The 12,621-nt window shown below is 35.3% G+C and carries 16 protein-coding genes; 15 read left to right on the forward strand and 1 reads right to left on the reverse strand.

The window, feature by feature from the left end; all coding sequences use genetic code 11:
• Nucleotide 1 precedes the first annotated feature (1 nt).
• From prmA to recO, 15 genes are all read left to right on the forward strand, one after another.
• Nucleotides 2–934, forward strand: coding sequence for a 50S ribosomal protein L11 methyltransferase (prmA, locus tag BBS29_RS01095; RefSeq protein ID WP_068128253.1), 933 nt, complete (start codon nt 2–4; stop codon nt 932–934).
• A 5-nt stretch (nt 935–939) separates the two neighbouring features.
• Nucleotides 940–1,653 (forward strand): RsmE family RNA methyltransferase, encoded by a 714-nt coding sequence (locus BBS29_RS01100; protein WP_068128256.1) that lies wholly within the window; start codon nt 940–942, stop codon nt 1,651–1,653.
• 71 nt (nt 1,654–1,724) lie between these two features.
• The gene (gene mtaB / locus BBS29_RS01105; protein WP_068128257.1) at nt 1,725–3,110 is read left to right on the forward strand and encodes a tRNA (N(6)-L-threonylcarbamoyladenosine(37)-C(2))-methylthiotransferase MtaB; all 1,386 of its coding nucleotides are present in this window, start codon (nt 1,725–1,727) and stop codon (nt 3,108–3,110) included.
• Nucleotides 3,111–3,773: a deoxyribose-phosphate aldolase gene (gene deoC / locus BBS29_RS01110; RefSeq protein ID WP_068128260.1), complete on the forward strand. Its 663-nt coding sequence runs from the start codon at nt 3,111–3,113 to the stop codon at nt 3,771–3,773. It abuts the gene before it with no gap.
• Nucleotides 3,774–3,878: 105 nt separating this feature from the next.
• A complete protein-coding gene (gene rpsU, locus BBS29_RS01115) occupies nt 3,879–4,055 on the forward strand; it encodes a 30S ribosomal protein S21 (protein ID WP_040928386.1) in 177 nt (58 codons plus the stop codon).
• 86 nt (nt 4,056–4,141) lie between these two features.
• Entirely contained in the window at nt 4,142–4,843 is a 702-nt protein-coding gene (locus tag BBS29_RS01120) for an NfeD family protein (RefSeq protein ID WP_068128261.1), read from the forward strand.
• Complete coding sequence (gene floA, locus BBS29_RS01125) at nt 4,843–5,835, forward strand: flotillin-like protein FloA (protein ID WP_040928384.1); 993 nt, start codon at nt 4,843–4,845, stop codon at nt 5,833–5,835. Before BBS29_RS01120 ends, floA begins: the two co-directional genes overlap by 1 nt.
• Before the next feature lie 8 nt (nt 5,836–5,843).
• Nucleotides 5,844–6,362: a hypothetical protein gene (locus tag BBS29_RS01130; RefSeq protein WP_068128262.1), complete on the forward strand. Its 519-nt coding sequence runs from the start codon at nt 5,844–5,846 to the stop codon at nt 6,360–6,362.
• Between the two features lie 61 nt (nt 6,363–6,423).
• On the forward strand, nt 6,424–7,158 hold the full coding sequence (locus tag BBS29_RS01135; RefSeq protein ID WP_068128263.1) for a YwiC-like family protein: 735 nt from the start codon (nt 6,424–6,426) through the stop codon (nt 7,156–7,158).
• A gap of 41 nt (nt 7,159–7,199) precedes the next feature.
• Nucleotides 7,200–8,162: a PhoH family protein gene (locus BBS29_RS01140; RefSeq protein WP_068128265.1), complete on the forward strand. Its 963-nt coding sequence runs from the start codon at nt 7,200–7,202 to the stop codon at nt 8,160–8,162.
• Nucleotides 8,149–8,613, forward strand: coding sequence for an rRNA maturation RNase YbeY (gene ybeY, locus BBS29_RS01145; RefSeq protein ID WP_068128266.1), 465 nt, complete (start codon nt 8,149–8,151; stop codon nt 8,611–8,613). The genes BBS29_RS01140 and ybeY overlap by 14 nt, the downstream gene beginning before the upstream one ends.
• 1 nt (nt 8,614) lies before the next feature.
• Nucleotides 8,615–8,968, forward strand: coding sequence for a diacylglycerol kinase family protein (locus tag BBS29_RS01150; protein ID WP_068128268.1), 354 nt, complete (start codon nt 8,615–8,617; stop codon nt 8,966–8,968).
• Nucleotides 8,969–9,385 carry a cytidine deaminase gene (gene cdd, locus BBS29_RS01155; RefSeq protein ID WP_068128270.1) on the forward strand — a complete coding sequence of 139 codons (417 nt, stop codon included), beginning with the start codon at nt 8,969–8,971 and terminating at the stop codon, nt 9,383–9,385.
• The gene (gene era, locus BBS29_RS01160; protein WP_068128272.1) at nt 9,385–10,287 is read left to right on the forward strand and encodes a GTPase Era; all 903 of its coding nucleotides are present in this window, start codon (nt 9,385–9,387) and stop codon (nt 10,285–10,287) included. The genes cdd and era overlap by 1 nt, the downstream gene beginning before the upstream one ends.
• Before the next feature lie 8 nt (nt 10,288–10,295).
• Nucleotides 10,296–11,036 (forward strand): DNA repair protein RecO, encoded by a 741-nt coding sequence (recO, locus tag BBS29_RS01165; protein ID WP_068128273.1) that lies wholly within the window; start codon nt 10,296–10,298, stop codon nt 11,034–11,036.
• 38 nt (nt 11,037–11,074) lie between these two features.
• Here recO and BBS29_RS01170 read toward each other — a convergent pair whose 3' ends face one another.
• The gene (locus BBS29_RS01170) at nt 11,075–12,466 is read right to left on the reverse strand and encodes a glycine--tRNA ligase (protein ID WP_068128275.1); all 1,392 of its coding nucleotides are present in this window, start codon (nt 12,464–12,466) and stop codon (nt 11,075–11,077) included.
• Nucleotides 12,467–12,621 lie beyond the last annotated feature (155 nt).

Raw genomic sequence — 12,621 nt, forward strand, 5'->3', positions numbered from 1 at the left:
TATGAAGTGGTATAAAATTTCGTTACACTCACAGATTGAAAATGAAACACCACTATCTCTATTTTTAACAGATATTTCTAATGGTATTTCTGTCGATTATTCAGTTGATTTAATGAAAAGTAATATCGATGATTTCGAACATAAATTCCGTTTAAACGAAAGTGATTATCCAGAGTCAGATATTCGTATTTCAGTATATTACGATGAGACGGAAAATCTTGATGAAAAGCTGAACCTTATTAATCAGTTCATTTCTGAAAATGAAGCAATCATTAATCGTGACGAGATTGAAGTTACAGTGGATACTGTAGAAGAAGCGGATTGGGAAAATGAATGGAAGAAGTATTTCCATAGTTTTAGAGTGTCAGAGTCATTTGTCATCGTTCCGTCATGGGAAATGGATGATTATGAATATGACGCTAATGACCGTTTAATTAAACTTGATCCAGGAATGGCATTTGGTACAGGAGACCATCCGACGACGTCGATGTGTTTAACGTTTATCGAAAAAATCATTCGACCAGAACATAAAGTGATTGATGTTGGTACAGGGTCTGGGATTCTAACAATCGGCGCGTATTTAATGGGCGCGAGAGACTTAACAGCAACAGATATCGACACGTTATCATTAACAGTTGCTGAAGAAAACTTTAATTTAAATGACACTAAACCTGTCGACTTAAGAGCAGCGGATTTATTAAAAAATGAGACAAAAAATTACGATATAGTCGTTGCTAATATATTAGCTCATGTTATTGAGGATATGATTACAGATTCTTATCGAGTATTAAACGATGGCGGTTACTTTATCTCGAGTGGTATTATTGTAGAGAAAAAAGAAGATATTCTTTCACAATTAAAGGATGCTGGATTTAGTATAATCGAAGTTTTAGAAGACGATGGATGGGTGAGTATACTATCTAAAAAAGGATAAGTGCTATGCAAAGATATTTTGTAGATACTGTTTTACAAGAAAACGAAATTAATACAGACTTAAATATAGATACGCATCACATTTTTAATGTGATGCGTATGTCTATTGGTGACAAAATAGAAGTTGTGGACAAAAACAAGGGTGTCTTTATCGTGAAAATAATTGAAGACACCCCGTTTAAAATAGAAGTGATTTCTACGATTCAAAGTGTAGAGAGCAACATTAAAGTGAGTGTATATGCTCCGATTTTAAAAGGAGATAAACTCGATTTTATGTTGCAAAAAAGTACCGAACTCGGTGCGGAACATTTCTACTTTTATGACGCAGATCGTTCAGTTGTAAAGCTTGATGAAAAGAAAAAACAAAAACGTAAAACACGTTTTGAAAAAATCGTAACAGAAGCAAGCGAACAGTCAAAACGTAATACGATACCTACGATCGAATTTCTAGGTAAACTAAAGTCAATAGATTTTACACAGTATGATAACGTCTTTATAGGTTATGAAGATGTTCGTCTTCAAGAAAATAAAAAATTCGCAACTGCTTTAAATAGAACAGACACACATATCGCGATTATTTTCGGACCTGAAGGTGGATTTACAGAGAGTGAAGTCACGTCACATAATAACTTTACAATCGTTCAACTCGGGAAACGTATATTACGTGCAGAGACCGCACCTTTATATATGTTATCGGTGATCGACAGCTTCTATAATTAACGTTTATTGAAGCGCACTTTTCATTATGTTAAAATAGCTGATGATTATTTTATAAGAAAGATTTGATATAGATGGAAAAAACAGTTGCTTTTTCAACGCTCGGTTGTAAAGTAAACCATTACGAAACCGAAGCGATGTGGCAAATTTTTAAAGATGCAGGATATTCACGCGTTGAGTTTGAAGATAATGCTGATGTTTTTGTTGTGAACACTTGTACAGTAACGAATACAGGTGATAAAAAGTCACGTCAAGTGATTCGTCGAGCGATTCGTCAAAATCCAGATGCAGTCATTGCAGTATCTGGATGTTATGCTCAGACTGCACCAAAAGAAATCGAGGCAATACCTGGTGTTGATATAATTATCGGAACAGAAAATCGCGATAAGTTAATTGACTATGTCGAACAGTATCATGAAGAACGTCAACCGATTAACCGCGTTCAAAATATTATGAAAAAACGTACGTTTGAAGAAATGGACGTACCGTACTTTACAGACCGCACACGTGCGACATTAAAAATTCAAGAAGGGTGTAATAACTTCTGTACATTTTGTATTATTCCGTGGGCACGTGGTTTAATGCGTTCTAGAGACCCTGAAAAGGTAATTGAACAAGCAGAAAAACTTGTTGAAGCGGGTTATAAAGAAATCATTTTAACAGGTATTCATACTGGTGGATACGGTGAAGACTTAAAAGATTATAACTTAGCGATGTTACTAAGAGATCTCGAAAAAGTCGAAGGTCTTAATCGCTTAAGAATCTCTAGTATAGAAGCGTCGCAATTAACAGATGAAGTACTCGATGTTATTTATCATTCAAATAAAATTGTAAGACACTTCCATATACCTGTTCAATCTGCATCAGATACTGTTTTAAAACGTATGAGACGTAAGTACACGATGGACTTTTATGAATCTCGTATTTTAAGACTGAAAGAAATGATGCCAGGTGCTGCGATTACGTCAGATGTTATCGTTGGATTCCCTGGTGAAACAGAAGAAGAGTTTATGGAAACATATGATTTCATTAAAAAGCATCATTTCTCAGAATTACACGTATTCCCGTACTCAACACGTACAGGAACACCAGCTGCACGTATGAAAGATCAAATCGATAATGAAACGAAAGAAGCGCGCGTAAAAAAACTCATCGAGTTATCGGACGCACTTGCGTTAAGCTATGCTGAGAAGTTTAAAGATGACGTATTAGAAATTATTCCTGAAAAAATGGAAGACGGTATTCTCGTTGGACATGCGGATAATTACATGAAAGTAGCAGTAGATGGAGATGAAAGCCTAACTGGTGAACTCGTTAAAGTTAAAGTGACAGAGCCAGGTTATCCAGTATCAAAAGGTGAAATCGTTAAAGTACTCGAAAAACCGATGGTAAAACAGTACGATTATTTAGAAAGACATGTGCACACAAGTGAAGCTGCACATATGGAAAGTAGGATTTAAATGAAAATAGAACGATATATCGATCACACATTATTAAAACCAGATACAACAACAGACGATATTAAAAAATTATGTGAAGAAGCAAAACAATATAATTTCTTTAGCGTCTGTGTGAATCCGTCACACGTTGAGCTATGTAAGTCTCTACTTGAAGGTAGCGACACGAAAGTTTGTACAGTTGTTGGATTCCCACTCGGAGCGACGACGTCAGAAGTTAAACAGTTTGAAACGGTTCAAGCGATTCGTAATGGTGCTGATGAAATTGACATGGTCATTAATATCGGCGCATTAAAAACTGGAGATTTAGAAACGGTTCAAAAAGACATAGAAGCAGTCGTAAATGTTAAAGGTGAAGCGCTTGTTAAAGTAATTATTGAAACAGCGTTACTAACTCCTGATGAGATCGTAACAGCGAGTGAACTTTCTAAAAAAGCAGGTGCAGATTTCGTTAAAACTTCAACAGGATTTAACGGAAGAGGAGCATCAGTAGAAGACGTTACGCTAATGAAGTCAACAGTTGGAGATGCACTCGGTGTTAAAGCAAGTGGAGGCATCCGCTCTAAAGAAGACGCATTACAAATGATTGAAAAAGGTGCAACAAGACTTGGTGCATCAAGTGGCGTGAAAATTGTTCTAGGTGAAAAAAGTAATTCAGAATATTAAAACACCTTGACCATATTATTAAATTTATAATATAATATACACTAGATATTATTTTAATATCTTAAATATTTGCTCTTTGTGTTATTTCGGAGGGAGGGGAACACGATGACTAAAACAGTAGTAAGAAAAAACGAATCTATCGAAGATGCGTTACGTCGTTTCAAGCGTACAGTTTCTAAAAGCGGTACGATTAAAGAAGCACGTAAAAGAGAATATTACGAAAAACCTTCTGTAAGACGTAAGAAAAAATCAGAAGCGGCACGTAAACGTAAATTTAGATAATTCGTGTAACTCCCTCGAGTAACAGAATTATAAATAAAGGGATGATGAGAATCATCCCCTTTTTTATATAAAAAATTAATGGAGTTATGTATAATAAAATGGAGGAATTCAACGTGAACGGGTTCTTGATAAATATTATTAACTTTATATCGAGTCCAGTCGTTTCAACAATTCTTTTGTTAACGTTCTTTCTAGGACTTACATATCAACTTTTTTCACACAAAATTAATTTCGTTGGTGTACTAAGTATATTTTCGATCTTCACATTTTATCTCGGACATATACTCGTAAACGAGTCGAGTGTGTTTGCGTTGTTATTACTATTAGTTGCGTCTGCACTAATCGTTTTAGAGTTTTTTATCTTCGGATTAGTACTCGGCGTCATCGGAACGATTTTACTCTTTATAAGTATTATATTTATAACGAATGACCCAATGCTTTATAGTGTTATCGTATTTCTCATTATCATTTTAGTTGCGATAGAGGTAGGTGTTTTAGTCAAAATGAAAAAGAAGAGAGTCCCATTATGGAAGCGTTTTGTCTTGACAGACGCGACAGACAGCGAAAGTGGTTATACTTCATTTGATGACCGTTCTTATCTACTTGGAAAAGTAGGCGTGACTGCAGTACCATTAAGACCTTCTGGAACAGTAATAATCGATGATAATAGAATTGATGCGGTAGCAGAGGGAACTTTTATAGAAAGAGACGTTAAAGTAAAAGTGATCTTCGTTGAAGGTACTCGAATTGTTGTTAGACCGATAAAAAATGAAGAGGTGGATAATTAATGACAGGTGGTTTAATCTCACTTATATTATTCGTTGTCGTTATTTTTATAGCGGTAATGTTTATTTTATCTTTTGTTCCAGTAGGATTATGGATTTCAGCATTAGCTGCTGGAGTTAAGATTGGTATATTTACGTTAATTGGTATGCGTTTAAGAAAAGTAAAACCAAAACGTGTTGTAGAACCGCTAATTAAAGCACGTAAAGCTGGTATTGATGTGACGACAAACCAATTAGAATCACACTACTTAGCTGGTGGTAACGTAGACAGAGTAATTGATGCATTAATTGCGGCACAACGTGCAGATATCAACTTAACGTTTGAACGCTGTGCAGCAATTGACTTAGCAGGCCGTGACGTATTAGAAGCTGTTCAAATGTCAGTTAACCCGAAAGTTATCGAAACGCCATTTATTGCCGGTGTTGCAATGAACGGTATCGAAGTAAAAGCGAAAGCGCGTATTACAGTACGTGCCAACATCGACCGTCTCGTCGGTGGTGCCGGTGAAGAAACAATTGTAGCACGTGTTGGTGAAGGTATCGTATCGACAATCGGTTCTTCAAAGCATCACACAGTTGTATTAGAAAACCCAGATTTAATCTCAAAAACTGTACTTGAAAAAGGACTAGACTCAGGAACTGCGTTTGAAATTCTATCGATCGATATCGCTGACGTAGATATCGGTAAAAACATAGGTGCAGACCTTCAAACTGAACAAGCTGTGGCAGATAAAAATATCGCTCAAGCAAAAGCTGAAGAGCGCCGTGCAATGGCAGTAGCAGAAGAACAAGAAATGAGAGCACGTGTTCAAGAGATGCACGCGAAAGTAGTAGAATCTGAATCTAGAGTACCACTTGCATTTGCAAAAGCTTTAGAGGAAGGCCGTATCACTGTAAGTGAATACTACGACTTAAAGAATATCGAAGCAGATACTAAAATGAGAGATTCTATTAACAAGATGACAGATCCAACGAAATATAATGAAGAAGAGTAAGTGATAATATGGAGTTACTCGTACCATTAATAATTTTTGCTATTGGTGGGATAATATCATATCTCAATGATGCTAAAGAAAAGGAAAAGCAATCTAAGAATCCAAGAAATATTGATTTTGATAAACTAAATGAAAAATATCAAAAATCAAAAACTGAAGCGGTGGACGAGTTTAAACGTTTAAAAAAAGAATTTACGGACTTAAAGCAAGAGACGACAACACAACAAGGAAAACCTAAGTTAGACAAAACTTCTAAAAAGGCCGTTGAGGACAAATATAAACGTGAAAAAGAACGACTTAGAGAAAGACAGCGTCAAGCGGATGAAGCGAAAAAGAAAGTCGCAGAGCTACAAAAAAATAAAGAAAAATCAGTTCTCACGAATGGAACTGATGAAGTAAAACAAGTTATCTTTGACGATAGTCCGTACAATAAAAAGTTATCGTTTGATAAAGAAGCAGTCGTTAACGGTATCGTGATGAAAGAGATTCTCGGTCCGCCGAAAAGTAAGAAGAGAAGAGTTAGGTAATTACCTAGCTCTTTTTTATTTACATGAGTATTCATTGTATAATGGAGGAGAGGTGTGAGTAATGGAGTTTAAATTTAAAAAGCAAAACCAGCATGGTGCTTGGGCGATGGTTTTTATGCCACCTATATTAGGAATGGTTGCAAGTGGATTCCATCCTTCACAACTGTTTTTTATTGTTGGATGGTTACTCATATTTTTTGCAGCTGATCATATACTATATTTTTTCAAAAGAATTAAACGTAAAGAATATGAAGTTTTAAATAGTGCCTTTCTTTTTACTTTTCTATCATTTCTAATTCTGATTTATCCGATTGTTACTGAATATAGAGTCATTTTCTTTTTCCTATGTATGATTCCATTCGGTATATTGAATGCTTATTTTTCCTACACACGCGATGAAAGAAATATGCTGAATAATATAGCAGCAATTATCATTTTCAGTTTAGCCGGTGGAGCAACAGGATTTTTAAACACTCATTCAATGACGTTTAATCTATACTTTGTGATGATTGTATCGACACTATATTTCATTGGATCAGCACTCGTTGTTAAGACAGTTATTCGTGAGAAGAATAATCCGACTTATAAATGGGCATCGTTTATTTATCATTTTATAGTAATGATTATTGGTTTTATTTACCATCCGGTAGTCGGTATCGCATTTACATTTGGTTTTATAAGAGCGGTTTATGTCTACGGGAGAGGATGGAAACCAAAGCAACTTGGGATATTAGAAATCATCCATGTAGTGTTCGTGACTATAGTTATATCACTATTTATGGTATATTTTAGGTAATCTAAAAAATAGTTATACTTCAAAACAGAGAGGGTTAGTACATGCCAAAAGTGATACATTTTGATAATTTGGACGACGCACAACAAATTTTAGGGGTAAACGATTCCCATATTCGAGTTTTAGAAGATGAATATGACGCTGAGATTCGTTCAAATGGACATGAAGTTAAAATTCAAAGTGATAATGAAGAAACAGAAGTAAAAATCTATAATATTTTAATGTCCTTACTTCGCGTAAAGCAACAAGGTCATCAAGTAACTTTACGTGACTTACAATCTGCAATTCAAATGGCAGAAAAGGACACGTTAGAATATTTAGAAGATCTATACAAAGAAGAAATCGCAAAAGATTATAGAGGTAAACCGGTTCGAGCTAAAACAACTGGACAACAAATATACGTCAATCATATTAAAAACAGCGACTTAACCTTTGGTATCGGACCAGCAGGTACAGGTAAAACATTTTTAGCTGTCGTTATTGCGTGCCAAATGTTAAAAGATAATGATATTAAAAGAATCGTATTAACAAGACCAGCAGTAGAAGCAGGAGAAAACCTAGGATTTTTACCTGGTGATTTAAAAGAAAAAGTGGACCCGTATTTACGTCCGTTATATGACGGTCTACATGCAATTTTAGGTCAAGAACATACGGATCGTCTTATCGAACGTGGCATCATTGAAGTGGCACCTCTTGCGTATATGAGAGGACGTACGTTAAATGATGCATTTATCATATTAGATGAAGCACAAAATACGACTTCAATGCAGATGAAGATGTTTTTAACACGTCTTGGATTTGGTTCTAAAATGGTCGTCACAGGAGACGAAACACAAATTGACTTACCGAGTAAAACGAGAAGTGGCTTAATTGAAAGTGTAGAACGATTAAGAAACGTACGTGGCGTTCAAATTAATCACTTTACAGATCAAGACGTTGTGAGACACCCACTTGTATCAAGAATAATTCGTGCATATGAAGCAGGTGATTTAAATGTTAACGATTGATTTTTTAGACGATGAGAATTATTCGTCAGATTTAGAAAAAGAAGATATAGAATCACTACTTAATTATTCATATGAGTTTTTAAAACAAAGTGAAGATGCTGAAGTATCTATATCATTTGTTTCAGAAGATGAAATAAAAGAAATTAACAGAGACTATCGAAATAAAGACGAAGTGACAGACGTTATTTCATTTGCCTTTTTAGACGATGAAAGTGATGATATAGAAATTCCAGGAATGCCAGTAACTCTTGGAGATATTATTATTAATACTAATCGTGCGAAAGAGCAAGCAGAAGAATATGGTCACTCATATAAACGTGAATTAATGTTTTTATCTTTACATGGATTTTTACATTTACTTGGATATGATCATATGACTAAAGCAGATGAAAAAGAAATGTTCGGCCTTCAAAAAGAAATATTAGATGCATTTGGAATCTCGAGAGATTAACATGAAGCGGTTTAAATATCCATTTTCTGGATTTCTACGACTCGTTACAAAAGACTCTCATTACGTCTTACATTTAGTAAGTGCAGTATGTGTTATCATCGTATCTTATTTTTTATCTATTAATATGACGGAATGGCTCTTTATATTAAGTGCAATATTTTTAGTGCTACTTACAGAGGCTTTAAATACAGCAATCGAAGAGGTCGTTGACCTCGTAACGAGTGATTTTGAACAACATGCAAAATATGCAAAAGATATCGCAAGTTTTGCCGTATTACTTGCGAGTATTTACGCAGCCTTAATTGGTGTAATCATATTACTACCAAAATTATTAAAATTGATAGGAGTGTTATAAATGGCAATTATTGATGATGGGATTTTTAAAGATGAATGGTACGATGAAGTAATCAAAGCACAACAAAACGCTTATACACCGTATTCTGAATTTAATGTTGGTGCATTACTCATTAGTGAAGACGATGAATACGTGTACGGTGCAAATATCGAAAACGCATCGTATCCAGCGACAATTTGTGCAGAACGTACAGCACTTGTTTCTGCGTATGCAAGAGGGGTTACAAAGTTTAAAGCATGTGTTGTAATTACAGATGCTAAAGATCCAGCGAGTCCATGTGGTGTATGTCGTCAAGTATTAAAAGAACTAACTCATGATGATATGCCAGTCTATATGTTAAGTAAAGATAAGCGCTGCATTAAAAAGACGGTCGATGAATTGTTACCACTTGGATTTAGCGGAAAGGATATGGATTAATGTCAACATTTAAATCTGGCTTTATTACAATAGTCGGGCGACCAAACGTTGGTAAATCGACATTTATGAATCACGTGCTCGGTCAAAAAGTCGCGATTATGAGTGATAAACCACAAACGACGAGAAATAAAATTCAAGGTGTGTATACGACAGAAACAGCACAAATGATTTTTATCGACACACCGGGTATTCATAAACCAAAACATCAGCTCGGTGAACATATGATGCGCGTTGCTAAACGAACGCTACGTGAAACCGAAGTGATTTTATTCGTCGTAAATGCAACTGAGAAAAAAGGTCCTGGGGACGAATTCGTCATAAATATGATCAAAGATACTAATACACCTGTTATTTTAGTCATCAATAAGATCGATTTAATTCACCCTGATGAGTTACCTGAAATTATTGAACGATATACAACTGATTTTGAATTTAGTGATGTCGTACCAATTAGTGCATTACAAGGCACAAATACGGGTCAGTTATTAGATGTTATTGAATCACACCTTGAAGAAGGCCCTATGTATTATCCAAAAGACAGAATTACGGATCATCCAGAGCATTTTATCGTTTCGGAGTTAATTCGTGAAAAGATTTTACTTTTAACTGATCAAGAAATTCCACATTCAATTGGAGTCGAAGTGACGAAGATGAAGCGAGAAAATGACGGCGAAAAAGTAAAAGTCGAAGCGACGATTTACGTCGAACGTGATTCTCAAAAAGGAATGGTCATCGGTAAAGGTGGTAAGATGTTAAAACGCGTTGGAACGCTTGCACGTAAAGATATCGAGGCATTACTTGGAGACAAAGTGTATTTAGAATTATGGGTGAAAGTCCAAAAAGACTGGAGAAACAAACCTCAATTTATTAGAAGCTTAGGCTATAAAGATGAAGAATATTAGGTGATAGTTTGATCCACCAAAATAAAGGATTCATGATTCGACAAACGAATTATAGTGAGTCCAGTAAAATTATCACAGTACTCAATGAACATGGTGCACTTGTACCGTTAATGGCACGTGGATTTAACAAGCCAAGAAGTCCGTTTAATAGTTTAAAACAAGGCTATAAGCATACGTTATTTACGTATTCAAGACACCGAGGTATGGGCACGTTAACAGAAATTGATATCATCGATGGGTACAATACCATTAACAATGATTTTGACACGTATACGATAGCGAGTTATATCGTTGAACTCATTAGTCGAGTGACAGACGAAGAAATCGCTGATCCGTCGTTATACCGACTAATGCATCAAGCGTTTAAATTACTCGATGATAAAAATGAAAAATATTCGGTGTTAAGTTTTGTCATTATAAAACTATTTCCAATGTACGGTGCACTATTAAATGTTGACAAATGTGTATTATGTGGCAGTTATAGTTATGAGAACATGAACCGATATTCGTTTAAATACCACGGTGTCATATGTAATGATCATTATGATGAAGAACATTTAGAGCGTTCAGTATATGTGAGTAGTCGTTCTATCTATTTAGCGGCATTTTTAAAGCACGTTCAAGTCGAACATTTAAACTCTATTAATATCGGTGAAGAAGACGGAAAGAAACTTTTTAAGTTTGTCGATATGTTGTTTCAAGAATATACCGGAGAATTTTTTAAAACGAGAAAGTTACTTCAAATATAAAAACAGTGTCGTAAATTATTTACGACACTGCTTTATTATTATTTCATTTTTTCTTTTAAGTAGTCATTTAAGTCAGCGATAGCAATACGTTCTTGTTCCATCGTATCTCTGTCACGTACTGTTACTTTATTATCTTCAACAGAGTCGAAGTCAAACGTAATACAATACGGTGTACCTATTTCGTCTTGACGACGGTAACGTTTACCGATAGATTGACTTTCATCAAATTCGATGTTGAAGTCTGGAGCAAGTTGCTCGTATACTTTCATTGCATCTTCACTTAACTTTTTAGATAGTGGTAACACTGCTGCTTTAAATGGTGCAAGTTTATGGTGTAACTTTAAGACGTTACGCTCTTGTCCTTCGCCTAAGTCTTCAACTTCATATGCATCGACTAAAAATGCAAGTGTCATACGGTCTAAACCGAGTGACGGCTCGATAACAAATGGTACGTATTTTTCGTTCGTTTCTGGATCATGGTATTTAAAATCAACACCAGAGAACTCCATATGTTTAGATAAGTCGAAGTCTGTACGAGATGCGATACCCCATAACTCTCCCCAGCCGAACGGGAATAAGTACTCAAAGTCAACTGTAGAGTTAGAGTAGTGTGATAACTCATCTTCATCGTGTGCACGAATTCTAATTTTATCCATATCAATATCTAAGTCTTTTAACCAAGTCTCAGCAAAATCTCTCCAGTAATCAAACCACTTTAATTCAGTACCTGGTTTACAGAAGAACTGTAATTCCATTTGGTCGAATTCACGCGTACGGAACGTAAAGTTACCTGGAGTAATTTCGTTACGGAATGATTTACCAATTTGACCGATACCAAATGGTAATTTTTTACGCATCGAACGTTGTACATTTCTAAAGTTAACGAAAATTCCTTGAGCTGTTTCAGGACGTAAGAAAATATCTGTAGAAGAATCTTCTGTTACCCCTTGGCTCGTTTTAAACATTAAGTTAAATTGACGAATTTCAGTAAAGTCATGTGCACCACACACTGGACAGTTAATACCTTCATCGTCAATGAGTTTACTCATCTCATCGAATTCCATACCATCAGCAACAAAGCTATCGTCTGTTTTATGCATATGTTCTTCAATCAGCTTATCTGCACGAAGACGTGCTTTACATGCTTTACAGTCGATCATCGGGTCGTTAAAGTTTTCTAAGTGACCTGATGCTTCCCATACTTTAGGGTTCATTAAAATAGATGCATCGATTCCAACGTTATATGGAGATTCTTGAATGAATTTTTTCCACCATTGTTGTTTGACGTTGTTTTTTAATTCGATTCCAAGTGGACCGTAATCCCAAGTGTTCGCAAGACCACCATAGATTTCAGAACCAGGGAACACAAAACCTCTCGTTTTCGCGAAGTTTACAATTTCTTCCATTGAGTACTTTTTTTCTTCTGACATTTTCATTCTCCTTTTACATAAAAAAACTGGATAACAAAAAATGTTATCCAGGGGCGAGTATATACCCGCGGTTCCACCCTTATTTATAATTTAAAATTACTTCATTTCGTTATTTACTTTTATATGCCAATTTATGCGTTAAGCTTTCACTACTC

The sequence above is a fragment of the Nosocomiicoccus ampullae genome (assembly GCF_001696685.1).
GTDB lineage: Bacteria > Bacillota > Bacilli > Staphylococcales > Salinicoccaceae > Nosocomiicoccus > Nosocomiicoccus ampullae_A.